Here is a 24666-nt window from a genome sequence, read left to right as displayed (position 1 = left end):
GTTAGGCGGAGAGGCCGATATTATACCTGAGACGGCCACGGAGCCGGGGTTTGGGGTGGGAGCCAAGGCTACGCCGGAACGCCGATGGATAGACCGTGGATTGGATGCTCCCGATGCAGGGAAGACCTGCATCACAATCGTTACCAGCGCCTATTCTCGCCAGATATACAAACCCAGACAGAGCCCGGCACCAACCACATAGAGCAGCGTGGTGCCGGAAATCGCATAGGGATAGATCATCAGCGCGACACCGATCCATTTGACCTTGTGACGCGACGTCCGCTTGCCGTAACGGTAGGCAGCAAAACCGATCAGGCCAAACAGGATGGCGCCAATGAGATAGCCCGGGGTTGGCATCGTCAGTCCGAGGCCGGAAAGCGTATTCAACTCATCCATGGCGTTTGCCCGACCGCCCCTGCTTCACCCAATACTGAAACTCATCTTCGTAGACCTCAACATCAAGCTCCATGACCCTTGCCTGCAACCTCGCCTGCGCATCGGCCACGGCCTGGTTATATACGGAGGGGGCAATTTCTTTCAGAAAAAAAGCGAGCAGCGCACCTGCCGCCAGATTGCCGATTTCCTCGTCCATGTTTTCGGAAAAGTAGCGCTGGATCGAGGTGACGGCCGCCTTACTGGCCTCTGGGGAAATTTCTATGGTCATTGAATTGGACGATGGGTAGCAGTAAGCAGCGAGTGTAGACGCAAGGAGTCAAACCAGGCTCGCCAAAGCCCGCAATAAAAACGGCAATCGCCGAAACGCCCCTCTGTTGTCGCTTAACCAGAAAAAAATAGTTGGATAGCCGTCTATACTGGCTGAACACCGGTTGCCGGAGCACCAAATGCAAGATCGTTCCGACCAGTTCGTTCTCGCGCTTGACCAGGGAACGACCAGCACACGCGCCATCCTGTTCGGGCGGAAGGGCGATATTCATGGCGTCGCCCAGCAGGAAATCACCCAGCATTACCCGCAACCCGGGTGGGTCGAGCACGACGCTGAAGAAATATGGCAGGCGCAGCTTGCCGTGGCGCGAGCGGCACTCCGCGATAACGGCATATTGGCCAAGCAGATCGTCGCTGTCGGCATGACCAACCAGCGGGAAACGACGGTGCTTTGGGATCGATCCAGCGGTGAACCGCTGCACCGCGCTATCGTCTGGCAGGATAGACGCACCGCCGGGCTTTGCGACGAATTGACAACGGCCGGCCACGCCGGGCTGTTCCGCGAACGCACTGGTCTCGTACTCGATGCCTATTTTTCCGGCACCAAGTTAAAGTGGCTGCTCGACCACATTCCCGGCGCTCGCTCCCGGGCCGAGCGTGGCGAACTGGCTTTCGGCACCATCGACAGCTGGCTGACCTGGAAACTCTCCGGCGGGCGCGCCCATGTCACCGACCCGTCGAATGCCTCGCGCACCCTGCTCTTCGACATCCACCGCTGCTGCTGGGATGAGGAATTACTGGCCTTGCTCGACATTCCGATGGCGCTGCTGCCGCGCATCGTCGACAGCAGCGGCGAAATCGCCACCATCGCCGCCGAATGGCTGGGCGCCGAGATCCCGCTCAGTGGCATCGCTGGCGACCAGCAGGCGGCCACTTTCGGCCAGGTCTGTCTCCAGCATGGCATGGCCAAGAACACCTACGGGACTGGCTGCTTCTTGCTGATGAATACCGGCCAAGCCCCCATGGCGTCCTGCCACCGGCTACTGACCACCATCGGCTGGCAGCGGCAAGGGAAGACCACTTACCTGCTCGAAGGCAGCGTCTTCATGGGCGGTGCCACAGTACAGTGGTTGCGCGACGGCCTCGGGCTGATCTCCAGCGCGGACCAGATCGAGTCGCTGGCAGCGAGCGTCGCGGATAACGGCGGTGTCTACCTGGTGCCGGCCCACACCGGCCTCGGCGCGCCATACTGGGACCCGTTCGCCCGAGGCGCCTTGTTCGGCATGACTCGCGGCACCACCCGCGCCCACATCGCCCGTGCCGCGCTGGAAGCCATCGCATTCCAGAGTGCCGATGTGCTGCAGGCCATGGAAAAGGATGCCGGTCAAAGCCTGAGCGAACTTCGCGTCGACGGCGGTGCGGCACGAAACGACCTGCTGATGCAGTTTCAGGCAGATTTGCTCGGCGTGCCCGTGGTGCGGCCGCAGGTGACCGAAACCACGGCGCTTGGTGCCGCCTATCTGGCTGGACTGGCCGTGGGTTTCTGGCAAGACGAGGCCGAGCTGACGGCACTGTGGCGGGCCGACCGGCGCTTTGAGCCGTCCATGGCCGAGGACCGGCGCAGTGCGCTGTTCGCCGACTGGCACCGCGCCGTCGAACGCAGCCTGCATTGGGCAAACGCGACATGATCAACGCACCGCTCAAGCGCGAAGACGGCCTCGCCAAGCTGCGCGACACTGCCCCTTGGGATGTACTGATCATCGGCGGTGGCGCCAGCGGCCTGGGCGCAGCCGTCGACGCCGCGGCACGCGGTTACCGCACCCTGCTCATCGAGGCCCGCGACTTCGCGTCCGGAACCTCATCGTGCAGCACCAAGCTGATTCACGGCGGCGTTCGTTACCTGCGCCAGGGCGACATCGGGCTGGTCCGCAATGCCCTGCACGAACGCTCGCACCTGCTTCGCAATGCCGCCCATCTGGTGCATCCGCTGGCTTTCATCATCCCAGCCTGGCGAAACATCGACCGCGTTTTTTACGGCGCCGGCCTGAAGCTTTATGACCTGCTGGCCGGCCGGCAGGGGCTGGCTGCCTCGCGCAGCCTGAACCGCCAGGACGTGATCGACGCCCTGCCCGGCCTGCGGCGCGCCAGCTTATGCGGCGGTATTCGCTACTGGGACGGCCAGTTCGATGATGCGCGGCTGGCCATCACGTTGATGCGCACGGCCACTGATCTCGGCGCAAGCTGCCTCAACTACCTGCCGGTCACCCGGTTGATCAAGACCGGCGGCCGCGTTGCCGGTGCCGTGCTGTGTGACGCGGAAAGCGGCGAGGAATTCGAAGTCCGCGCCCGTGCCGTGATCAACGCCACCGGAGTGCATGCCGACAGCGTGCGGCGTTTCGATGACAGCGCTGCCGTGCCGCTGCTGACCCCAAGCCAGGGCATCCATCTCGTCGTCGATGCCGATTTCCTGCCCGGCCAGCAGGCAATTCTGGTCCCAAAAACCGAAGACGGCCGCGTCATGTTCGCCATTCCCTGGCAAGGCAAGGTACTGCTTGGCACCACCGATACGCCGCGCCCCGAACTAAGCCAGCTCGACGACCCGCAACCGCTGGACGAGGAGATCGACTTCCTGCTGCGTACCGCCGCCAGCGTCCTCAGCCGCCCACCCACGCGATCCGATATCCGCAGTGCCTTTGCCGGCCTGCGCCCGCTGATCCACCCGGACAACAAGGATGGCAAGAGCACCGCCGCCCTGTCGCGCGAACACGCCGTGTTGGTCAGCACCAGCGGACTGATCACCGTCGCTGGCGGCAAGTGGACGACCTACCGGCTGATGGCCGAGCAGGTGATCGACCGCACCATCGAGGTCGCCGGCCTGCCCGCCGTGCCATGCCCGACCCGAACACTGAAACTGCACGCTTGCCCGGCCCAGCCAGGCAACGATGTTTATGGCACCGAGGCACCGCTGCTCGCCACGCTGCCTGGCCACGACCAGCCGCTCCACCCAGAACTGCCTTACAACGCAGCGATGGTGCGCTTCGCCATCCGCTACGAAATGGCTCGGACGATTGAAGACGTGCTGGCCCGCCGGACACGTGCCCTGTTTCACGATGCGGCGGCAGCCGAAAAAATGATCGACCGCATCGCCGGGATATTCGCCGAGGAACTCCAGTTGACCGAAGAACGTTTGGCCAGCTTGATCGAAGCCGCCCATGAAAGTGCACGGCGTTTCATGGCGGCGCAGAACTCCGGCGCCTGAATAGCGGCGCGCTCAGCGCGGAACGCAATGCATTCGTGCCAGCCCAACCGACGCAAAGCGCCAGAGGTGGCCGAACGAGGCGATCACAAGCGCCTTGGCGGTTTAAACTTCGATCTTTCCATCTCAGCAGCCTGGCATGCGCATTCTCCACACCTCCGACTGGCACCTTGGCCAGCACTTCATGGGCAAGAGCCGGCAGGCCGAGCATCAGGCGCTAATCGTCTGGCTGCTCGAACAGGTGGAAACGCAGGCAGTGGATGCCGTGCTGATCGCCGGCGACATCTTCGACACCGGCACGCCACCCAGCTACGCCCGCGAGTTGTACAACCAGCTGGTCGGGCAACTCTACAAGGCCGGCGTGCCGCTGCTGGTGCTCGGCGGCAACCACGATTCGCCGGCCACGCTGGGCGAAAGCCGCGAACTGCTCGCCCACCTGGGCACCACCGTCATCGGCGCAACGCACACCGACCCGGCCACGCAGGTCATCGTCCTGCCGCAACGCAACGGCGAACCCGGCTGCATCGTCTGCGCCATTCCCTTCGTCCGGCCGCGCGACGTGCTGCAAAGCCAAGCTGGGCAAAGCGCCGAAGACAAGCAGCTGTCGCTGCAAACCGCCATCCAGGAACATTACAGCGCCGTGTTCGCCGCCGCCGTTGAACGCCAGCAGGCACTGGCCGCCCAACTCGGCCCGAATTTCGGCCGCCAGCTGCCGATCATCGCCACCGGCCACCTGACCACCGTCGGCGCCAGCACCAGCGAATCGGTCCGCGAAATCTACGTCGGCGCCCTCGAAGCCTTTCCGACCACCGCCTTCCCGCCGGCTGCCTACATCGCGCTCGGCCATATCCACCGGCCACAGAAAGTCGGCGGACTGGACCATATCCGCTACTGCGGCTCGCCGATCCCGCTCAGCTTCGACGAAGCGAAACAAACCAAGGAAATGCTGCTCGTCGATCTCGACAGCGATGGCCTCAAGGCCGTCACCGTGCTGCCTGTGCCGCGCTTCCAGGCGCTGGTCGCCGTCAGCGGCAATCTCGAATCACTGGCCGGCGCAATCGGCGCCGCAGCCGCCGAAGGCACGCGCGAATGCCCGGCCTGGCTTGAAGTCACCGTCGCCGAAGACGATTACCTGGCCGACCTGCCGGCCCGCATCGAAGCGTTGACCGAAGGCTGGCCGGTCGAGGTGCTGCGCATCCGCCGCCAGCGCGGCAATGCCACGGCCCGACTGGCCGCCGAGGCCCGCGAAACGCTGGACGAACTCAGCCCGCACGACGTTTTTGCCCGCCGCTTGCAACAGGAAGAACTCGGCGAAGAAATGCAGTTGGCCCTCAACGAACGCTACCGCGCCGTCGTTGCCGGACTGCAGGGAGAGGAAGCATGAAAATCCTTAGCCTGCGCCTGAAGAACCTCAATTCGCTGAAGGGCGAATGGACCATCGACTTCACCAAAGCCCCCTTCACCGACAACTGCCTGTTCGCCATCACCGGCCCGACTGGCGCCGGCAAATCGACGCTGCTCGACGCCATCTGCCTCGCCCTTTACCACCAGACGCCGCGCCTGAAGACCATCTCGGCCACCGACAACGACATCATGACGCGGCACACCGCCGACTGTCTGGCTGAGGTGGAATTCGAGGTAAAGGGCGCCGTCTACCGTGCCTTCTGGAGCCAGCGCCGTGCCCGCGACAAGATCGACGGCGCGCTGCAGGCACCAAAAGTGGAATTAGCCGCCGGCGACGGCACCATCCTCAGTACCCAAACCAACGACAAGCTGAAGCGCATCGCCGAGATCACCGGCCTCGATTTCCCGCGTTTCACCAAGTCCATGCTGCTCGCCCAAGGTGGCTTCGCAGCCTTTCTGAATGCCAGTGCCAACGAACGGGCCGAACTGCTCGAAGAACTGACCGGCACCGAGATTTACGGCGAGATTTCGCGCAAGGTTTTTGAGCAGGCACGCGACGCCAAAAGCCAGCTCGAGCAGTTAAAAGCCCGTGCCGACGGCATGGAACTGCTCTCCGAAGAGCAACGCGCCGCGATGCAAGCCGAAGTCACCCGCCTCGACACGCAACTCACCGACACCCAGCGCCGCCACCAGCAAACCCAGAGCCAGCGCCAGTGGCGCCTCGATCTGGCGCAGGGCGAGCAGGAAGTCAAAACCGCCGAAGCCAGGCAGCAGGAGGCCGATGCAGCGCTGACAGCAGCGGCACCAGACCTGAAGAAACTGGCCGACAGCGAACCGGCCGAAGCCCTGAAGCCGCTGCACCAGCAATGGCAACAGGCTAGCGCCGCCTGCCAGCAAACCGAAACCGAACTCAAGGCCCTGCACGCCGAGCGCGAAAAACTGCAGGCCCACCAACTCGCCCAGCACCAAACCGCCAGCCAGTTAAGCGCCCAGGTCGCCGCACAAGCCCAGCAAGCCCTGCAACAAAGCCAGCGCGAAGCCAAACAGCTCGACGATTTCTGCGCCACCCACCCGCAACGCGCCCAGCTTGGCGAACGCCTCGGCGTCTGGCGCCAGCAGTTTGAACAGCGGGTCAAGCTGAACCGCGACCTCGCCGCCCAGCAACAGGCCCAACAGAAGCTCGAACAGGAAATCGCCGAAACCGCCCGCCAGAGCGCCACACAAGCCAGCGCTGTCGCCAGCGCCGAAAAGGCCAAAACCACCGCTGACGCCGCACTGGAAAAAACCCAGACCGAGCAGAACCTGCGCCTGGCCGGCCAGACCCTGGCCGAACTGCGCCAGCACTGGCAAGGCGAGCAAGCCGGCCTCAACCGCTGGCAGCAACTCGAAGCCCTCGCTCAGCGCCGCCGCGAACTGGCCGTGCTGCAAACAACTCAGGCCACGCAAGTGCAGCAGGGCGAACAAAAGATCGAGGCCCAGGAAAAGGCGCTGGTCGCCCTGCGCGAGCAGCACAAGGAACTCGCCGCCCAGGTTGCCGACAAGCAGAAACTGCTTGAGCAGGAACGCCGCATCCAGAGCCTGGAAACGCATCGCCGCCAATTGCAGCCGGGCGAGGCCTGCCCGCTGTGCGGCGCGCACGAGCACCCGGCGATTGCCGACTACGCCGCACTTGACGTTTCCGCCACTGAAACGGCGCTCAAGGAAAAACAGGCCTTGCTCGAAGCATTGGTCCAGAAAGGCCAGCAAGCCAAAACCGAGCAGGCGGCAACGCAGGCCACGCAAAAGGAATGGCTGGCCCAGCAGGCCAAAACAACGCAGGAAATTGCCCGCGCCCAGGCCGAATGGACCGAATTCCTCGCCGGCCTGAGCAGCGAAACGCCGCTCGCAACCGATGCCTGGCAGGAAGCCCAAACCCTGGCCTCCGCCCGCAACGCCGCCGAACAGGCACTCGCCAAACTCGCCGACCGGCTGAAAGCAGCAGACCAAGGCGAACAAGCCCTGAATGCGGCCCGCAAGACGGCCACCGAAGCCGCCCAGACCCTGCTCAACGCCAGCAACCAACTCAAGTTGCTGCAGCAGACAGCGCAAACCACTCAGCTTCGTCAGACAGAACTGGCCAAAGCAGCACAAACACTGACTCAAGAACGGGCTGAACTCGACAGCAAACTAGCCGCAACGCTGACCGATGCCGGCTACGAGACGCCTGACGAACCCACCATCTGGCTGCAAGAGCGCGATGGCGAATGGCTGCACTGGCAGCAAACGCAGAAACGCCGCCACGAACTGGCCGAAATCCTGATCAAACAGCAGGATCGTTTTGATGCCGCGCAGACGCAGGCCGCGCAGTGGCTGGAACGCTGGAAAACGCAGGCCGCAAAACGCCCGGTCGCTGAGCAGGAGCCAAGGCCTGACGAAGCCACCGACGACCCGGCAGCAGCCCTCACCCGCAGCGCCGAAACCATTGCCGATCTGACCCAACAGCTCGCCGCCCAGCAAGGCCGCCAGACGCAACTCGAAACCAACGTCACGCAGCAGAAAAAGGCCGTGGACGAGGCATCGACTGCCTGGCAAACCGCACTCGCCGCCAGCCCCTTCGCCGACCTCGCCGCCTACGCTGCGGCGCTGCTGCCGACCGATGAACGCCAGCGCCTGCAGCAATTGAAAGAAGCCCGGCAACTCGCCAAACAGCAAGCCGAAGCGGTGCTCAAAGCCGCCGGCGAAAAGCTGCTCCGCCTGCAAACCACGCCACCGCCGCAAGACTCCGCCGAGTCCCCCATTCCACCGCTGGCCGAACTGGAAGCAGCCCTAGCCCAACTCGAAACCAGCCGCCGCGAACTCAGCGAACAACTCGGTGCTCAGCGCGCCCTGCTCACCCGCGATGAACAAGCCCGGCAAAGCCAGCAGGCGCTGTTCAAGGATATCGCCGCGCAAACCGCCGAAAGCGACCTCTGGCAGCGCCTCGACAGCCTGATTGGTTCAGCGCGGGGCGACAAGTTCCGCAAGTTCGCCCAAGGCCTGACCCTCGACCACCTGCTGCACCTCGCCAACAGCCACCTCGCCCGCCTGCACGGCCGCTACCTGCTGCGCCGCAAAACCACCGGCGAACTCGAGCTCGACATCGTCGACAGCTGGCAAGGCGAAGTCGCCCGCGACACCCGCACCCTCTCCGGCGGCGAAAGCTTCCTGGTCAGCCTGGCGCTCGCATTGGCCCTCTCCGACCTCGTCAGCCACAAGACCAGCATCGATTCGCTCTTCCTCGACGAAGGCTTCGGCACCCTCGACGCCGACACCCTGGAAATCGCCCTGAACGCCCTCGACACCCTGAACGCCAGCGGCAAGATGATCGGTGTGATCAGCCACGTCGAAGGCATGAAGGAGCGGATTCCGGCGCAGATTCGCGTGGAAAAAGGTGGCGGGGTTGGGTATTCGCGGTTGAGGATTTAAGCAGCGGAACAGCTGCTACGGTCGACGTCGAAAATTGGCTATTTTTCACGTCGACCGCAGGCTTTCGGGGTAGTCAGCCAGTCGGCTCAACAATTCATTCCTGCAGCCAAATGCTTGTGCCATATCCGGCGCTCAATTAAGCTGCATCTTCCCTTTCTGCAAGCGCGCATAACGATGCCAGCAAGCTCCCCCCGCGAGAACCGCGTCGCCGGAACCGCAGCCATCAAACGGCTCAAACCCGGCACAAAACGTCTTGTGGAGCGCTTCAGCGACGCGCTCCTATGCGTCCGCTACCGACACGACCCGCTACGGAACTGTCGCCTGACCAAAGTCGAACCGATCATCGAAGAGCGACCGGAAAAACCCGAGAAAACAGCGTGGATACGCGTTGCCTACAGCGAGACAGAACTACGCTTACGCGTCAAGGAAGCGGGAGGAACCTGACGCCCGGACCGCAAACGCTGGTTGGTACCGCTCAAGAAAATAAAGGCGCTCAAATTCGAAACGCGGATGGTGACAGATGCTTAGCAATAGATATTTCGGGATGTCCAGTAATGGAAACATGTGTCCATATTTGGCTATAGATATCCAAATATGGATTTTTTCAGTGACGTCTACTTCACGTTATGCAACTGGCTCTAAATGAACATTCCTAATTACATTGGAAAGAGCCCAAACGAGATTCTGGCAACGGAGTTCTTCGACTCTGCTAGCTATTTATATCGGGGCATGGCTTGGCTCGATTATCACAAAAGAACAAAACAATTTTCCGCACTCATCTATGCCTGTGCTGAAGGTCGGCATGGGATCGAGTATTTGTTATTTGAAGAGCTAGTAATTAGCACTGGGGCCAATTTATCGGTCGAGGACTATCAGAAGTGCGTTAATGAAAGAAACCGATTCAAAAAAACCATCGCACAACTCAGCCCCGACTATGAACGACTACAGGAGTTCACACAGATACTTGCATCTTTGGAAGCATCATTTCCAAAGCTGATTTACTGGGATCATTCTGCGCTCATGAAGGCGTGGGGCTCCCTATCGCATTATCTCCATTGGTTTGGCGCCCGGAACCTCACGTCAGAGAGCGCCACTTGGGTAGCGTCTGCACAGGCTGAAATATCGAAGGTGCTTGAACCGATCTGGCTAAAGATCACGTCAGGACAAAGCGGGTTAATGCATCCGAAAGACATGAACCCTGTTGTGCGAGACATATGGGAGCGCTTTCGGTTAGGGGAAATTGATGCTCCAACCGCAAAGTTTCAACTCGACTACCTTAAGCCCCTAGCGCTCCAAAATGCATAACATTTCGGTCAAGCGGGACCGTCTTCCGGCGTGCCGCCTCCAGACGGCACCTTACCTTCAACTCTAGCCCACACCAATTTTTCAGCGGAGGAAATTAAAAAATGTATTACCAAGTGCTAATCGAAACCTCGGAAAAAGTCGGGAAGGTGGGGAGAAATAAGCAGTACTTCGAGCTAGACAGAACTGATTTAGCAGAGATTGAGGAGCGAATTGTCTATCCATTTCTCAGGAAAGAAGACTTTCAGTTTGATGGTTATTTTCTCAAGTACGGGGAAATCAAACGTATTACGATTAAAGAAACACAAAAGACCACACAGGAGCTTTCAAAATACGAAAATGACCATATGCCGTCCGGTGTGATTATGTTTGTATCATCGAGCGACATTGTTGGATATGAAAAATACACAAAAGACATCACAACAGCAGTGTTCGACAAAGCCAAATCTTCTTTGCCGACCAAGAGTACGCCGAAAAGTAATTCGAACGCGCTTGATCTAACCAAAGTTTTTATTGTTCATGGCCGAGATGACCTTGCAAAAACAGAAGCGGCACGATTTATCGAGAAGCTTGGTTTTTCGGCAATCATTCTTCATGAGCAGGCAAGTTCTGGAAAAACAATTATCGAGAAAATAGAAGCTCATACGAACGTGGGATTCGCCATCGTTTTGTACACACCCTGTGACATAGGAGGTCTTGCTAGCGAGAAGGCGCAGAAATCGCGTGCCAGACAAAATGTGGTTTTTGAACATGGTTATTTAATTGGCAAACTGGGGCGTCACAATGTTTGTGCCTTGGTTAAAGGTGATGTTGAAATTCCAAATGACATTAGTGGGGTGGTTTATGTTCCTCTCGACAGTCACGGTGCATGGCATCTCTCCGTTGCCAAAGAACTTCGTAATGCCGGGTACTTAGTTGATATGAATAAAATAATTTAGGCTAACCAATCATTCAACACGGACTGGCGCGATAAAGCCGCGCCAGCCGGTTAATTCAAACGTTGGGCCTCGCATTCGGTGTTACGGATCACATGAAACGTATGTTTCTCTCTGGGCTTGCGGTCTTTATCGCTTGGACGCTCATTGACACGTTGGTGCATCGTCTGCTCCTTCAGGCTCTTTACGAATCTACCCCTGCCATCTGGCGCCCACTTGCTGAACTGGATTCGGTGCTTATCGTCGCCGTAACCGTTTTTTTGATTGCGGTATTTATCACCGCATACAAAGCTCTCGTGCGACCAAAGTCCCTCACATGCGGCTTGACCTTGGGCGCATTGATGGGCTTGGCATTGGGTGCATCTGCTGGGTTCGGTACTTACATACACTCACCAATACCGCTTGTGCTGGCGTGGTGCTGGTTCGGACTTGGAACAATTAAGGGACTTATTGCTGGAGTGATACTTGGTCTGCTAATCGTGGAGGAACGCAATGGCTAGCCAATTTTTTGTGGCATCAAACTGTGGCCCAACCCATCATTCCACTGGACCTGCGCGAAAAACCGCACTGGCTGGTTAATTCAGACGTTAGGCAATTCGCATAAACAAAGGGGTCGGAGTGAATTAAGAATCAAAATAACGAAGCTATCTCTATCTGCCCCCCCCCTCTTTTAACCAAGAATATGCAAGTGTCCACAAAACCCCCTGTAATTCACCACCACCCAGCCCATCACCCAAGCACCAAGCCGCCGTTGCTTTTCGTCCATGGTGGTTACAGCAACGCCGCGCTGTGGGGCGTTCGCTTCATTCCGTATTTCCAGGATCAGGGTTACGACTGCTACGCGCTTGAGCTTTCCGGGCACGGCAGCCGACCGGCGGATCGGGTGCATCTGGACGATTTCGGCCTCGACGATTTCGTCGCAGACCTGGCGGCTGCCGTGGCCAGTCTGCTCGCATTGCCGGTGCTGATTGCCCATTCGATGGGCTGTCTGGTTTGCCAACGATTTCTCGAACGGGGCACGGCGCGGGCCGTGGCTTTCCTGGCGCCGGTGCCGCCGACCGGAACGGGGGGCACGGTCAGCCGCTTCGCGATGACCATGCCGGATTTCTTTGCCGAGTTGCCGAATGCGGTCAACGGCACGGCCAGCGAAAAAACCATGCGCACGATGGCCAGTGTCTATTTTTCGCCAAGCATGGCGCCGGAAGAAACCGTCCAGTATCTGCCGCTGATCCAGCCGGAATCGGAAAAGGCAGTGGCCGAAATGCTGACTGCGCCCTTGCGCATCGCCCGTGGCCGGGCGCGCATTCCAGCGCTGGTCATGGGCGGTTCGGCCGACCAGGTCTTCCCGGCCTCAATGCTTCACTTCACGGCTGCCTCGTGGAATGCCAAAACGCAGGTCATTGCGGGGGCCGGCCACATGCTGATGCTCGACCCGCAATGGCCGGACGCCGCCGTCCAGCTTGAGGAATGGCTGGATAGCCTGAACTGACTGATCAAATTGGGCGGAGCAAATTCGAATCCTTTTTTGCTCCGCCCATTTTTTATTCAGCCACCCTCGCCCACGGCACCATTGCCATGACTCAGGCTGAACGTGCGGCCTGCACGGCCAGATGCGTGTAGGCCAGGCGTACGAGATTCATGGGTAAACCGAGGGCGATGCCGCGTTCGGCCATGGCGCCGAGAATGTGCTGGTATTCCGTGCGTTGTCCGGCCAGCAGGTCACGCAACATCGAGGCGGTAAATGGCGAGCCGGGCGCAATCAGCATGCCGAGCGCCTTTTCCGTGGCAGCCTGACCGGTTGGATAGCCGCTCAGTTGGGCGACTGCGCAACATTCATCGTACATCTGGCGGATCAGCGCTTCGCCATAGGGGGTCGCGATGATCTCGCCGACCGAGCCACGGCACAGCGTGGTCATGCCGGCCAACGCGGCCAGGAAAACCCATTTGTCCCACAGCGCCTGCTCAATGTTTTCAGTATAGACGCTGGTAAACGGCGCTTTGCCGCACAGGGCAATGAATTCCCGAGCCAATTCGACGTGTGCCGGATCGCGCGGGCCGACGGTCAGGCTGTGCATATCGTTCAGTTGGCGAACGGCGCCGGTTTCGGTAATGGTCGCTGCGATATGGGCGACGCCCCCCATGACTGCCGCGCGACCGAATTTTCGATCCAGGACGACCAGATGTTCGATGCCGTTCAGGAAAGGCAGCACGACGGCACTGCCGCGGGCGTTTTCCAGCGAAGCCAGGGCGTCGTCCAGATCATAGGACTTGGGTGCCAGGATGATCAGGTCGTAGATCGGCGTCACGGTGGCGGCAGTTACCGTTGGCGGCTGCACCATGAAATTGCCGCGGGGTGTCTCGATGTGCAGGCCCTGATCGGCGATCAGGGCCTGGCGTTTTTCGCGCACAAGAAAGGTTACATCCGCACCGCTACGCAGCAACTGGGCACCGAAATAGCCGCCAATCCCTCCGGCGCCGAGAATGAGGATTTTCATGAGCTGACTCTCCTTGATAAATCAGACGGGACCGGCGTATTCGCCGCGTGCCGGGTAGTCGTTGGCGATGGCGAAGTCGATTGCGCCGAGCAGGTCCTGAAACTGCGGGCGAGCGAAGGGCATGGTTTGTACCGCACCGTAATACAGCGTGCCGTCCGGCCGGACGAGGAAGACACCCGGTTCGCTGAACAGCGCCGGCTCCTCGATGCCGATCGAGGTCTTGCCACGCGAGGCGCTGATGTACAGCCCCCACTGGCGGGCGCTTTTGAGGCTCAAGCCATAACCGATCTTCATCGTACTGGCCTTGACCTTGTCGGCCATGGCTTGGGCGCGCTCGCCATCGTCGCTACTGATGGCGACAACCTGCACGCCACGTTTTTCGAACTCGGGGGCCAGGCGTTCGAGTTCCAGCAGGTACTTGGCGCAGATCGGGCAATGCAGGCCGCGATAGAAAACGACAAGGTCAAAGCGTTCTCCCGGCGCGGCGCCGAGCACGAAACGGCTGCCATCGGTGAGCGCCACATTGAGCGCGGGAACGGGGTGGCGGGGCATCAGGGCGGTTGCAGTCATCGGGCATCCTTTCGTTGAATTGGAGGCGGCTTTGGAAACATCGTTCTGGTCCGGGGGCGGCGAAACGTGATTCGTTGACCGATGCGAGCCATTATGTTGAACTTATCGCAATCATTCGTTCATTTATATTTGCAATTCGTACAGATGCCCGCTAACCGCCTCGACCGACTTTCCGCCTTGCTCGAAGGCCTGGCGCCACGCGTCCAGGTCAACCTGCCGCCAGCCGGCATTGCCAGACTTAACTTCGCGGCGGAAGCACCTCCCTTCCTGCATATCCACTTGCTGGCAGAAGGTGAAATGCGCCTGCACCCAGGATCTGCCAGCCTTACCCTTCAGGCGCCGTGCATTGTTGTCTGCCGTTCAGACACGGCGCATGCGCTCGAGACTCCCTCGGCGGAAACATTCCAGCGCCTGATGTGCGCCCGCGCCTGGCTCGATGGACCGGTCGCCCCGCTGCTGCTCAACGAATTCGCTGCCCCGCTGGTGGTTCCGGTCGACGGTGCCGAGTCCTCGCTGCGCCACGTCATCAACCTGATTTCGTCGGAACTGGAAGCGCCGCGTTGCGGGCAGCCGGCACTGCTCGACCGGGCGGGCGATATCCTGTTCATTGGCCTGCTGCGCCACCTGATCGCCCACCCGAAAACCGCCGGCGGCCTGTTGAACGGCCTGGCCGATCCGCGCATCGCCCGCGCCCTGGTGGTGATCCACGCCCGGCCGCAGGACAAATGGACGCTGGAATTGCTGGCCGAAGAAGCCGGCATGTCGCGCACCGCCTTCGCCAACACCTTCCGCGAAGTCATGCGGACCACGCCGGGCAAGTATCTCTCGACCATCCGGCTGGCCATTGCCCAGCGAGCCGTGCAGTCGGGCAAAGGATTGAAGGCGGCGGCACGGGATGCCGGCTACAACAGCACCTCTGCCCTGTCGCGAGCGCTGTCGCACATCAACCCTTCCCCAATCAATCTCCATGCACCTGGGCAATGATCCGGATAAGGGCTGAGGGAATCCTCCCCGACGCAGATCCATGTCGAAAGTGAAAGCGACATCGGGTGTTCTCAGCTAAGCTTTACCGATTGATTGCTTTAACAACGGCGAACTTCCAGAATGTTTTTTGCCCTCATTTTTCTGATCGTCGCTGCCTTGGGCGCCTATTTCTTCCCGGAATGGTCCTGGGCGACAATTCTTGGGGCTTCTTTCGCTTGCGTCGTCGCTTTGCGGCTGGTGCTTTTTTTCACCGAGCGCTCAAACAAGGCATCGGCAAGATGACTGCCAGCGATGGGCTCAAGCCGGAATATCGACCAACGCACCGTTAGCACCGGCATCGCAGCCTTGCAGGAATTGCTCGAACTCCAGCAACGGCAGTGGTCGGCCGAACAGGTAGCCCTGGTAGTTCTTGCATCCCACATTGGCCAGGAAGCGCCACTGGGCATCAGTTTCGACACCTTCGGCGATGACTTCGAGGCCGAGGATGTTGCCCAGCGCAACGATGGTTTCGGCGATGGCGGCATCGTTGGGATCGGTCAGCACGTCACGCACGAAGGACTGGTCGATCTTCAGCTGATTCAGCGGAAGACGCTTGAGATAAGCCAGGGATGAGTAGCCCGTTCCAAAATCGTCCAGCGAGAAGCGGATGCCCAGTTGCTTGAGTTCAGCCATCCGGCCAATGATGGCCTCGGTATCTTCCAGCATCATGCTCTCGGTCAGTTCCAGCTTCAATCGCGTGGCCGGGGCACCTGTTTGGAGCAGGAGATCCCTGAGCTGATCCGTAAACCTGGCCTGCCTGAATTGACGAGCGCTGACATTCACCGCAAGGGTGAGCCCGGAAGTTTCCGGCTGTTGTGACCAGGCGGCCAGTTGCCGACAGGCTGTAGCCAGCACCCATTGGCCGATGGGGACGATCAAACCGGTTTCTTCGGCGAGTGGTATGAAGCTGGCCGGCGGGATCGTTCCCCTGGTCGGGTGCTCCCAACGCAGTAGCGCCTCGCCACCGGTCGGGCGTCCGGATTGATCCATCTGGACCTGAAAACACAGGTGGAACTGCTGTTCGTCAATCGCCTTGCGCAACTCGGTCTCGAGGGCTGCCCGATGCGTGACGGCAGCCTGCATTTCAGGGTCGAAGAATCTCAGGGTATTGCGCCCGGCTGCCTTGGCCTGGTACATAGCCGTATCGGCCCGCCGCAGCAGTTCCTTGGCGGTGACCATCGTGTCGTCGAACAGCGCGATGCCGATACTGGAGGCGCAACGGTAGTCAATCGACAATCTTTCAGGGGGCCTGACCAGGCTGAAGGGATGATTCAGTTGGGCCTGGATGTGGCCGGCAATCAGTTCGGCCTGAATGGTGCCATTCCCGGCTCCGTCGATATCTTCGAGGATGACCACAAACTCGTCCCCGCCCAGCCGTGCAGCGGTATCTCCCTGCCGGATACAGGTTTTGAGACGCTTGGCCACTTCAAGCAGTAACTCATCACCCACCTCATGGCCATGGGTGTCGTTGAGGAACTTGAAGTTATCGAGATCGATGAGCAACAGGGCACCGTGGCTTTTCCGCCGCGCACTGCCGATCAACGCATGTTCCAGTCGATCGAACATCAGTCGCCGATTAGGTAGATGGGTCAGCGAATCATAGAAAGCCAGACGGTGGATTTCCTCTTCGTTCCGCTTGCGGTCCGTGATGTCCTGGTTGAAGCCGACGATGCCGATGGTTTGACCATCCACCTTGATTGGCGCAACGACATTGTTGAAGATGCGCGTCTGGCCACCGACCTGATACTCGACCTCTGCTTCAATCACTTCACCTTCGTAAACACGTCGGTTGTTCTCCTGCCACACGGCCAGTTCGTCAGGGCTGACACCACTATCCTCCGGGCGCTTGCCCAACAGGCTTCCCCAGTGCTCGACCACCAGGGCGTTCTCCATGATGCAGCGGCCTTCGAGGTCACGGGCCCAATATTCAACCGGGGTGTTGTCGACGATGGCTCGCATCAGCGACTCGCTTTCCCGCAAGGCATGCTCGGCATTCTTGCGGTCGGTGATATCGCGTGACAAGACGATGAAGTGGGGCTGATGGTCACCATCGGAAGCTTTTTGCGCCACCGACAATTCGAACCGGCGAGACCCTTCGGGAAGATCGAGCTGGAACTGCGAACCGGTGGAGATCCCCTGCTCCATGGCTTCGTGCAGCGACTGGATGAAAATGGCCGCCACGTCCGGCGGCAAGACCTCATGGACGGTCTTGCCGACCATGTCGCTCGGAGAACCCACCAGCAATTTCGACTGCTGCGCATGGCAATCGAGAAACTGCCCCTCGATGTCGAGTTCGAACATCAGGTCCGGCAGCGCCTGAAGGGTTGCGGCAAACTTGTTCTTCAGCGCGATCAGTTCGAGTTCCTGGCGCTTGCGATCGGTGATGTCCGTCGCCACGCTGGCCAGCCCGACAATCTGCCCCTTTTTATCGCGAAGCACTTTCCGGACAAGCCAGTAACATCGTTCGCCACCATGGCCGCGATCGGGCAACCAAATCTCACAGGAAGCACTCTCCCCGCTCGCCAACAACTTGTCGTCGCATGTCTGCATCCGTCCAGCCAGTTCGCTGGCGAACAACTCGCTGTCCTTGCGACCGAGGATTTCTGGAGCAGGCCGCCCCAGCATGATGCCGGCCATCTCGTTGGCGTAGATATAGAGGCCGTTCAGATTCTTGGCGAAAACGGGGGTCGCCAGCTTGTCCAGCAGCGCCTCATGGGTGACTACCCCATCCGTCGTCATTTCCGCGAACAACCCCATCAAGCCCCCTTCCGTGTTGGATGCAACATCAATACCGGCATCCAAGATTTCTCAGTTTTGAAATATCCTGAGGTAATTTACCAGAATAATTTGTGTATTTTTTAACGAGTTATTCTAGATATTCCATCTGCCCAGGCTGCCAGGCTTGCGGTGTTACCGATAAATTCTTTCATTTTCTCGCCGGGCTCCGGTAACAGGACAGCCCGATTTTTCAGCCGGCACCCTGTCGGGAATATTGACAGTTCATATGCATATTTCACCAAACCATCCGGGTGGATTCTGTCGAGTCCGACAGGCAGGCGATCGGTTCGTTTATTGCTTGTTGTTAACGACAAAGAAGCCCCCTCAACCGCCCTCTATGGAACTGACCTGTGAACACTATGCACTTTGCTGAAAGGCGCCTGAATGAACGGCGGCAGGAAGTCGAACTGTTGGGTTCTGGCAAAACCACCCCGCCGGACATCGACCCCATCGTGAAATCGAGACGGCGTGGCGAACGCCGGGTCGGCGAACGACGCAAGGAAAATCTTGGTCCTCCCTCTGGTATCGATGAACGGCGCTTTCGTCCGGACCTGCGGGGCGTTGTTTTTCCCCTCTTCTACAACTTCAAGTAGGAAGCTGAAATTCCTATGGCTCAACCTGGCTGAACCATAGGCAATGGTAGGATCAGCCCCGGAATTCAGCGCTTTCGGCTTGGCATCGGATTTCCGTTTTAATCCCCTGATGGGGAAGCATCAAGGCCACCGGGTCTAACGGCGATTCATGGCCGGGCCAACACCAAAACACTGGATACCGCCCTCAATAGACCGCCATACACTAGCGGTAGCCCATTCGTGGCAAAAGAAGCGTTGGAACAAGCCGGCCGTGAGAAAATTCGCCCATGCGTCCATTAGCCTTCGTCGACCTCGAAACCACCGGCGCCACCGCCACCCATGACCGCATCACCGAAATCGGCATTGTCGAAGTTGATGCCGATGGCTCGGTGCGCGAATGGCAGCAGCTGGTCAATCCCGGCATGCGGATTCCACCTTTCATCGAGCAGCTGACCGGCATCAGCGACGAAATGGTGGCCGATGCCCCCCCCTTCGAGGCAATCGCCGGCGAGGTCATGAAGCGGCTGGAGGGGCGGCTGTTCATCGCCCATAACGCACGCTTCGACTATGGCTTCCTGAAGAATGAATTCAAGCGGCTCGGCGTCACCTTCCGCGCCGCCGTGTTGTGCACCGTCAAGCTGTCACGCACCCTGTTTCCCGAACACAAGCGGCACAACCTCGACAGTTTGATCGAGCGCCACGAACTGCGCGCCGAGGCCCGTCACCGGGCGCTGGCCGACGCCCAGCTGATCCACCAGTTCTGGCAAAAGATCCACCTCGAGCGCAGCCTTGAAGCCATCGATGCCGCCCTCAAGGCCCAGAATACCCACCCTAGCCTGCCGCCGCAGCTTGATGCCGGCATTCTTGAAGATCTGCCCGAGTCGCCAGGTGTTTACCTGTTCTACGGCGACAACGACCTGCCGATTTATATCGGCAAGGCCAAGGATATCCGCCAGCGCGTGCTGTCGCACTTCTCCGGCGACCATAGCTCCGCCAAGGAAATGGCGCTCTCCCAGCAGCTCAGGCGTATCGACTGGATCGAAACAGCGGGCGAGATCGGTGCCCTGCTCAAGGAGTCGAGGCTGGTCAAGACATTAATGCCGACGGCCAATCGGCAACTGCGCAAGAACGATGATGTCTGCACCTGGACGCTGGTCGATGAAGGTGAAGGCTGGCTGCGCCCCCAGCTGGCCCTGGCCGCCGATCTTGATTTCGACATTCACACCGCCTGCTACGGGCTGTTCAAGAGCACCAGGGAGGCCAACGATGTGCTGCGAGCGCTGGTCGAATCACACCATCTGTGTGATGTCCTGACCGGCCTGGATAAGGCGAAGCCCGGCAAACCCTGCTTCGGCTACCAGATCAAGCGCTGCAAGGGTGCCTGCATCGGCAAGGAGCCGCTGGCCAAGCACACGATGCGCCTGATGACCGCGCTGACCAGCATGAAGCTGGTTTCCTGGCCTTTCACCGGCCCGGCAGTGATCCGCGAAGGCGAGGAAGCCCATCTGATCAACGGCTGGCGCTACCTCGGCACGGCCAAAAGCGACGAAGAACTCCACGCCCTGCTCGACGGCTCGCGTCCGCCATTCGACCGCGACGCTTACAAGCTACTGGCCAAATACGTCGGCAAGATGGTGCCGTTGCGCTGAACACGTCAATAAGCGGGGGCGTGACATCGTCATCAAGCAGCACGAATCGTGGCAAACTGAAGGAATGCCATTCGCCCGGAATCCCGTCATGACATCGCACCCCGCCCAACCATCCCCTGCCGCCAAGCCCCCCAGGACGATTGCCATTGCCTGCCAGGGCGGCGGCAGCCATACCGCCTTTACCGGCGGCGTCCTGCAATCCTTGCTGCGCGATCTCGACCCCCGGCGATATCGCATCCTTGGCCTGTCCGGCACCTCCGGTGGCGCACTGTGCTCGGCCATCGCCTGGTATGGCCTGCTCCAGGGCAAGCCCAAGCTCAGCGCCGACCTGCTGGAATCGTTCTGGCAGCAGATGTCTTCAACACAATTGCCCGATGCCCTGTCCAACCAGTTTCTGGTCTGGCTACAGCGCAGTGCCAGCTATTTTGCGTTGCCTGAAATCAGTCCCTACCAGTTACCGACGACCGGCATGGACTACCTGAGGGGCATCGTCGAACAACATATCGACTTCGCCAAGCTGCCGGCGCTGATCAAGCCGGATTCGCCGCGCCTTCTGGTCGGTGCCGTCGAAGTGCTTTCCGGAAAATTCACCGTCTTTCACTCGCATCACGGCCAAGCCGACAAAAGGATCAGCGTTGGTGCCTTGCTCGCCTCGGCAGCCATTCCGGAACTCTTCCGCGCCGTCCATCTGGGTAAGGGCGTGTATTGGGATGGCTTGTTTTCCGAAAACCCGCCAGTGCGTGGCTTTCTGGCAGGCGAACAACGTGGCGAGGCGAAACCGGACGAAATCTGGGTCATTCAGATCAACCCGGAGAAACGCAGCAGCGAGCCGAAAACCACCAGCGATATCACCGACCGTCGCAATGAACTGGCCGGCAATCTTTCGCTCAATCAGGAACTGTTCTTCGTCGAGCAGACCAATGACTGGCTCAAGAAGGGCTGGCTGAACGCAGACCATTTCAAGCATGTCACGCTACGCAACATTCCTTTGCGGGTTGAGCTCGACTATCCGTCAAAGCTCGATCGCAGCCCTGCCTTCATCAATTCCCTGCTTGCCGAAGGACGCCGTGAAGGCTCAGAATTTCTCCATCGGCTGAAGACGGCCCCCCAGTAACTTCAACATCCTGGTATCGAATCATGCGCCTGCTTCCCATCGCCCTCATTTCTGCCCTGGCACTGACAGCCAGCGCCCCCCTGGCCGCCGAAGAAATCGACTGTGCCACCACCGCCTGGAAACTGATTGGTGCCAACCACCGGGTTTGCGTCTATGCCTACGATGACCCGGCGATTTCGGGCGTCACCTGCCATGTCAGCCAGGCGCGTACCGGCGGCGTCAAGGGCAGCCTTGGGCTGGCTGAAGACCCGTCACAATTCTCGCTGGCCTGCCGCCAGATCGGCCCGATCACCCTGCCCGCCAAGCTGCCGGAAGACGAAGTGGTGTTCAGCGAAGACACCTCGCTGCTCTTCAAGGAAACAAAAATTCACCGTTTCTATGACCGCAAACGCAATGTGCTGATCTATCTGGCAATCAGCCGCAAGATCATCGAAGGCGCCCCGGCCAATGCCATCTCGACCGTACCTATCCAGCCGTGGGGCGGCAAGTGAGCCTGAAAACGTCGCTGGGGGCCGTTGCCCCCTACATCACCAAGGATGGCTCGGAGATACGCGAATTGCTGCACCCCAACCTGCACGCAGTTCGTCACCAAAGCCTGGCCGAAGCAGTCGTTCCGCCCGGCACCGCCACCCAACTGCACAAACATGGGGTCACCGAAGAGATTTATCACGTGACCAAGGGTAGCGGCTTGATGACGCTGGGCGGTGACAGCTTTGTCATCGCAGTTGGCGACAGCATCGCGATCGCGCCGGGAACACCGCACTGCGTGGAAAACACGGGGCCGGAAGCGCTGCACATCCTGTGCTGCTGTGCACCCGCTTATTCACACGACGATACCGAACTACTCTGACTTTCTGAATTGCCCGTCCTCCGGACGATCAAGCTTCAGCCAAAGCCAAAATCGCTTCTGGCAGACCGCCGATAACCAATGGCACCGGCACGGCCAGCATCAGGTTGAGCGCTAGCCCGAAATCCTCGACGAACATCCCGTCATGATCCACTGGTCTGCCATCGTGGACCTCGAGTTCCCGGCCAAACAGCCTGGCCACTCGCTCGGTGGTCGTTTCAGCGGCAGCAAGGTAGCCAACCACCCGTTTGCCGAGCGCCAACGCGAAACCAACTTCGACGCAAGTACCTGAATCCGGCTCGCAACCCCGAAAAGGATTGAGATTGGCCAGGACGGCATCGGCCGAGCGGATCTGCTCAATGTTGGCATGGTAGATACCGCGGGCGGTCGTTTCGACGCCATCGAGCGGAATCAATGCCTGATGGCCATGCTGCCGACACAGCCGGCGAACCTCATCGGCCCACGCAAGCGCATCCTGGCGAAAGACATCCGGCCCGGCAAAATAGATCTTCATCGTTTTTCAGAAATCATCAAGGTAGGCATTTCAACAGCTTCCCGAATTCGCAGAATCGCTCAGATTTTATTGCCCGAACTTTGACGAACGGCCGTTGAGCAGGCCACGTCGAGCTGCGCAGAAAATCGTTTGTGATCGATACCTTGGCAGGCCGCCAACAGACATTCACTGCTAATTTGGCTACACAGTATTTAGCCGCCTAAGTCCGAAACCGACTGACCATCTGTTTCAGTTCCTCCGCCATGTTGCTCAGTGACGCGGCAGCTTGCCTGGCCTCCCCGGAGGCCTCACTGGTCTGCTCCGTCACACGGGAAATCCTCTCCATGTTTTTTGCGATTTCAAGGCTGGCCAATTCCTGCTCCCTAACCGAGCCGGCTATGTCGTTCACGCCGTCATTCGCCTGTTCCACTTTTCTTTGAGAACTCTGCAAGGCTTCCTTGACCGCTCCCGCCTTCGCCACGCTGGAGGCTATTGATTCAAGCCCAGCCTCGATCGTCGTGGCAACCAAGCCAGATTGCGTGTGAATCTGGTGCGTTACCGCCTCGATCTGATTGGCGGATTGCCCTGATTTTTCCGCCAGTTTCCGGACCTCATCCGCCACGACGGCAAACCCCCGCCCCTGCTCGCCAGCCCGTGCTGCCTCGATTGCAGCATTCAGTGCCAACAAATTCGTCTGATCAGCGATCTCCTTGACTTGCTGGGTCATGCTACTGATCGTGTTGGTGCTCGCGACAAATTCCTCAACGGCATGAGCCATGTTGGCCACGCTGTCATGAACGCGTGAAATGTCCCCAACCAAGCCATCCACCAAACGACAGCCATTCATCGTGTCGCTGACACTATCCGCGGAGAGTGCTCGAACATCAGCCGCATTGACAGCCACCGTCGAGATTGAGGTAGTCAGCTGTTCAGTCGATGCAGCGCTGGTCAATACCGCTTCGGACTGGGTTTCCGTCGCGTCCCTCAAGGTAGTCGACGTATGTGAAATCTGGGATGAAGCAGCGGAAACGGCGATGGCACTTGCATTCACCCCCCCGAGAACGCTTCTGAAGTCGGCCAGCATGGCATTGAAAGACCTGGCAATGCTGGTCAGTTCGTCATTACCTGTCGCATCGACCTGTATGGTCAGGTCGTGGCTGGCCTGAACGGATTTCATGCCCGATTCAACTGCGTGCAGCCGATTGATCATGCTGCTGACAATGAGTAACGACAAGATCACACCGACGACCAAAAATGCTGTTCCGCCCAAAATCAGCTGAACTCGGGTAGATGAGCCTTGGTCAGCCAGTTTTTGCGCTGTTTGCGCTTCAATTTCACTGGCCAGTTTCTTGGCCTCCTTGTTGATTTCGTCAATCAGCTTATCGGCATCGCGGTCTAAACCACGCACCGCTTTATCGGTAGCCAGCGTGAAATCGGGCCGACTCGGATCCTGTGATTTCAGCGCAACCCGATATTTTTCGCCCAGCCCCCTGATAGTGGCCTGCGCTCTGGCAGAGTCAATACGGTGACCAACGTCGAGTTGGCGGGCGATCTCCTGAACGGTCCCCAGGCGCTCTGCGACCAGTTTTTCCTCTGCCTCAAAAGCCTTCAAATATTTCTCATAGAGCGCCGGGTCGCCACCGCGAATCAGAATGTTTTTCCACTCTTGAACCTGAAGTTTGAAGTGGTGTTGCGCAGAACGGGCGGAATCGACCAGCGACACTATCGTTTTCAAGCGCTCTACGGCCTGGGCGGAGTCGCTTGTAAGTTTGGTCACCTGATAAACACCAATCGCACCAAGCAGGAGTAAGCCAGCCGCCATGGTGGCAACGATGAAAAATATCTTTGCGCGGATGCTGGTCATTCGTTTCTCCATGCCGACATTCAAACAAATAATGTATTTTGAATATATTGAAGATATAACACTTCCAGAATGCACGACTACAACAATTACCATCAGTACAAAGTCTGCGCGGCATTCCATAAATGCGAAACCGCCTTGCCGGCACAGTGGTTTGCGTAAAAATGCCTGGCCGACATGGAGAGATGACCAGCTTAGATGACATATCGCCCCCACTGGCTGCCGGTTTGCCTCTCAGACAAATATTGATACAAATCGTC

23 protein-coding genes are annotated in these 24666 nt (G+C 59.2%); 16 read left to right on the top strand and 7 right to left on the bottom strand.

What is annotated here, in order from left to right; all coding sequences use genetic code 11:
• Positions 1-150: 150 nt before the first annotated feature.
• Together DARO_RS09910 and DARO_RS09905 are read right to left on the bottom strand one after the other, a co-directional pair.
• Positions 151-396, bottom strand: a complete 246-nt coding sequence (locus DARO_RS09910) for a hypothetical protein (protein WP_011287672.1) — start codon at positions 394-396, stop codon at positions 151-153.
• A complete protein-coding gene (locus DARO_RS09905) occupies positions 389-664 on the bottom strand; it encodes a DUF2164 domain-containing protein (protein ID WP_011287671.1) in 276 nt (91 codons plus the stop codon). The genes DARO_RS09910 and DARO_RS09905 overlap by 8 nt, the downstream gene beginning before the upstream one ends.
• A gap of 178 nt (positions 665-842) precedes the next feature.
• On the opposite strand from DARO_RS09905, the gene glpK reads away from it, so the two are divergent.
• From glpK to DARO_RS09865, 9 genes are all read left to right on the top strand, one after another.
• Positions 843-2351, top strand: a complete 1509-nt coding sequence (gene glpK, locus DARO_RS09900) for a glycerol kinase GlpK (protein WP_011287670.1) — start codon at positions 843-845, stop codon at positions 2349-2351.
• A complete protein-coding gene (locus tag DARO_RS09895; protein ID WP_011287669.1) occupies positions 2348-3922 on the top strand; it encodes a glycerol-3-phosphate dehydrogenase/oxidase in 1575 nt (524 codons plus the stop codon). The genes glpK and DARO_RS09895 overlap by 4 nt, the downstream gene beginning before the upstream one ends.
• A gap of 136 nt (positions 3923-4058) precedes the next feature.
• On the top strand, positions 4059-5303 hold the full coding sequence (sbcD, locus tag DARO_RS09890) for an exonuclease subunit SbcD (RefSeq protein WP_011287668.1): 1245 nt from the start codon (positions 4059-4061) through the stop codon (positions 5301-5303).
• On the top strand, positions 5300-8767 hold the full coding sequence (sbcC, locus tag DARO_RS09885) for an exonuclease subunit SbcC (protein WP_011287667.1): 3468 nt from the start codon (positions 5300-5302) through the stop codon (positions 8765-8767). Before sbcD ends, sbcC begins: the two co-directional genes overlap by 4 nt.
• A 174-nt stretch (positions 8768-8941) precedes the next feature.
• Positions 8942-9211 (top strand): hypothetical protein, encoded by a 270-nt coding sequence (locus DARO_RS22805; protein ID WP_157037184.1) that lies wholly within the window; start codon positions 8942-8944, stop codon positions 9209-9211.
• Between the two features lie 198 nt (positions 9212-9409).
• A complete protein-coding gene (locus DARO_RS09880; RefSeq protein WP_011287665.1) occupies positions 9410-10072 on the top strand; it encodes a hypothetical protein in 663 nt (220 codons plus the stop codon).
• A 101-nt stretch (positions 10073-10173) separates the two neighbouring features.
• On the top strand, positions 10174-11007 hold the full coding sequence (locus tag DARO_RS09875) for a nucleotide-binding protein (protein WP_011287664.1): 834 nt from the start codon (positions 10174-10176) through the stop codon (positions 11005-11007).
• A gap of 92 nt (positions 11008-11099) precedes the next feature.
• Positions 11100-11504 (top strand): hypothetical protein, encoded by a 405-nt coding sequence (locus tag DARO_RS09870; protein ID WP_157037183.1) that lies wholly within the window; start codon positions 11100-11102, stop codon positions 11502-11504.
• Positions 11505-11692: 188 nt separating this feature from the next.
• Positions 11693-12493, top strand: coding sequence for an alpha/beta fold hydrolase (locus tag DARO_RS09865; protein WP_198134128.1), 801 nt, complete (start codon positions 11693-11695; stop codon positions 12491-12493).
• Between the two features lie 91 nt (positions 12494-12584).
• On the opposite strand, the gene DARO_RS09860 is transcribed toward DARO_RS09865, so the two are convergent.
• Positions 12585-13499, bottom strand: a complete 915-nt coding sequence (locus DARO_RS09860) for a 2-dehydropantoate 2-reductase (protein WP_011287661.1) — start codon at positions 13497-13499, stop codon at positions 12585-12587.
• 21 nt (positions 13500-13520) lie between these two features.
• Positions 13521-14069, bottom strand: coding sequence for a peroxiredoxin-like family protein (locus DARO_RS09855; RefSeq protein WP_011287660.1), 549 nt, complete (start codon positions 14067-14069; stop codon positions 13521-13523).
• Between the two features lie 144 nt (positions 14070-14213).
• Here DARO_RS09855 and DARO_RS09850 point away from each other — a divergent pair, with 144 nt between their 5' ends.
• Positions 14214-15053 (top strand): AraC family transcriptional regulator, encoded by an 840-nt coding sequence (locus DARO_RS09850; RefSeq protein WP_157037182.1) that lies wholly within the window; start codon positions 14214-14216, stop codon positions 15051-15053.
• Positions 15054-15173: 120 nt separating this feature from the next.
• Positions 15174-15335 carry a hypothetical protein gene (locus tag DARO_RS23055; protein WP_198134127.1) on the top strand — a complete coding sequence of 54 codons (162 nt, stop codon included), beginning with the start codon at positions 15174-15176 and terminating at the stop codon, positions 15333-15335.
• 15 nt (positions 15336-15350) lie between these two features.
• Here DARO_RS23055 and DARO_RS09845 read toward each other — a convergent pair whose 3' ends face one another.
• Positions 15351-17849 carry an EAL domain-containing protein gene (locus DARO_RS09845; RefSeq protein WP_011287657.1) on the bottom strand — a complete coding sequence of 833 codons (2499 nt, stop codon included), beginning with the start codon at positions 17847-17849 and terminating at the stop codon, positions 15351-15353.
• Positions 17850-18220: 371 nt separating this feature from the next.
• Between DARO_RS09845 and DARO_RS09840 the strand changes: the two genes are divergently transcribed.
• The 5 genes from DARO_RS09840 (at position 18221) to DARO_RS09820 (ending at position 22055) form a co-directional block, all read left to right on the top strand.
• Entirely contained in the window at positions 18221-18463 is a 243-nt protein-coding gene (locus DARO_RS09840) for a hypothetical protein (RefSeq protein ID WP_157037181.1), read from the top strand.
• A 266-nt stretch (positions 18464-18729) separates the two neighbouring features.
• The gene (locus DARO_RS09835; RefSeq protein WP_011287655.1) at positions 18730-20091 is read left to right on the top strand and encodes a 3'-5' exonuclease family protein; all 1362 of its coding nucleotides are present in this window, start codon (positions 18730-18732) and stop codon (positions 20089-20091) included.
• An 88-nt stretch (positions 20092-20179) separates the two neighbouring features.
• On the top strand, positions 20180-21205 hold the full coding sequence (locus DARO_RS09830; RefSeq protein ID WP_049758601.1) for a patatin-like phospholipase family protein: 1026 nt from the start codon (positions 20180-20182) through the stop codon (positions 21203-21205).
• Between the two features lie 23 nt (positions 21206-21228).
• Positions 21229-21696: a CreA family protein gene (locus DARO_RS09825; RefSeq protein ID WP_011287653.1), complete on the top strand. Its 468-nt coding sequence runs from the start codon at positions 21229-21231 to the stop codon at positions 21694-21696.
• Entirely contained in the window at positions 21693-22055 is a 363-nt protein-coding gene (locus tag DARO_RS09820) for a cupin domain-containing protein (RefSeq protein WP_011287652.1), read from the top strand. Before DARO_RS09825 ends, DARO_RS09820 begins: the two co-directional genes overlap by 4 nt.
• Before the next feature lie 28 nt (positions 22056-22083).
• Here the strand turns inward: DARO_RS09820 and DARO_RS09815 are convergent, their stop codons facing one another.
• The gene (locus DARO_RS09815; protein ID WP_011287651.1) at positions 22084-22566 is read right to left on the bottom strand and encodes a nucleoside 2-deoxyribosyltransferase; all 483 of its coding nucleotides are present in this window, start codon (positions 22564-22566) and stop codon (positions 22084-22086) included.
• A gap of 199 nt (positions 22567-22765) precedes the next feature.
• Entirely contained in the window at positions 22766-24409 is a 1644-nt protein-coding gene (locus tag DARO_RS09810; RefSeq protein ID WP_011287650.1) for a methyl-accepting chemotaxis protein, read from the bottom strand.
• Positions 24410-24666 lie beyond the last annotated feature (257 nt).

The organism is Dechloromonas aromatica RCB (genome assembly GCF_000012425.1).
This window is presented reverse-complemented; position numbering and strand designations above follow the sequence as displayed.

Coding starts and splice junctions, on each gene's coding strand:
- DARO_RS09910 (WP_011287672.1), bottom strand. CDS start 396: ATGGATGAGTTGAATACGCTTTCCGGCCTCGGACTGACGATGCCAACC.
- DARO_RS09905 (WP_011287671.1), bottom strand. CDS start 664: ATGACCATAGAAATTTCCCCAGAGGCCAGTAAGGCGGCCGTCACCTCG.
- glpK (WP_011287670.1), top strand. CDS start 843: ATGCAAGATCGTTCCGACCAGTTCGTTCTCGCGCTTGACCAGGGAACG.
- DARO_RS09895 (WP_011287669.1), top strand. CDS start 2,348: ATGATCAACGCACCGCTCAAGCGCGAAGACGGCCTCGCCAAGCTGCGC.
- sbcD (WP_011287668.1), top strand. CDS start 4,059: ATGCGCATTCTCCACACCTCCGACTGGCACCTTGGCCAGCACTTCATG.
- sbcC (WP_011287667.1), top strand. CDS start 5,300: ATGAAAATCCTTAGCCTGCGCCTGAAGAACCTCAATTCGCTGAAGGGC.
- DARO_RS22805 (WP_157037184.1), top strand. CDS start 8,942: ATGCCAGCAAGCTCCCCCCGCGAGAACCGCGTCGCCGGAACCGCAGCC.
- DARO_RS09880 (WP_011287665.1), top strand. CDS start 9,410: ATGAACATTCCTAATTACATTGGAAAGAGCCCAAACGAGATTCTGGCA.
- DARO_RS09875 (WP_011287664.1), top strand. CDS start 10,174: ATGTATTACCAAGTGCTAATCGAAACCTCGGAAAAAGTCGGGAAGGTG.
- DARO_RS09870 (WP_157037183.1), top strand. CDS start 11,100: ATGAAACGTATGTTTCTCTCTGGGCTTGCGGTCTTTATCGCTTGGACG.
- DARO_RS09860 (WP_011287661.1), bottom strand. CDS start 13,499: ATGAAAATCCTCATTCTCGGCGCCGGAGGGATTGGCGGCTATTTCGGT.
- DARO_RS09855 (WP_011287660.1), bottom strand. CDS start 14,069: ATGACTGCAACCGCCCTGATGCCCCGCCACCCCGTTCCCGCGCTCAAT.
- DARO_RS09850 (WP_157037182.1), top strand. CDS start 14,214: ATGCCCGCTAACCGCCTCGACCGACTTTCCGCCTTGCTCGAAGGCCTG.
- DARO_RS23055 (WP_198134127.1), top strand. CDS start 15,174: ATGTTTTTTGCCCTCATTTTTCTGATCGTCGCTGCCTTGGGCGCCTAT.
- DARO_RS09845 (WP_011287657.1), bottom strand. CDS start 17,849: ATGGGGTTGTTCGCGGAAATGACGACGGATGGGGTAGTCACCCATGAG.
- DARO_RS09835 (WP_011287655.1), top strand. CDS start 18,730: ATGCGTCCATTAGCCTTCGTCGACCTCGAAACCACCGGCGCCACCGCC.
- DARO_RS09830 (WP_049758601.1), top strand. CDS start 20,180: ATGACATCGCACCCCGCCCAACCATCCCCTGCCGCCAAGCCCCCCAGG.
- DARO_RS09825 (WP_011287653.1), top strand. CDS start 21,229: ATGCGCCTGCTTCCCATCGCCCTCATTTCTGCCCTGGCACTGACAGCC.
- DARO_RS09815 (WP_011287651.1), bottom strand. CDS start 22,566: ATGAAGATCTATTTTGCCGGGCCGGATGTCTTTCGCCAGGATGCGCTT.
- DARO_RS09810 (WP_011287650.1), bottom strand. CDS start 24,409: ATGACCAGCATCCGCGCAAAGATATTTTTCATCGTTGCCACCATGGCG.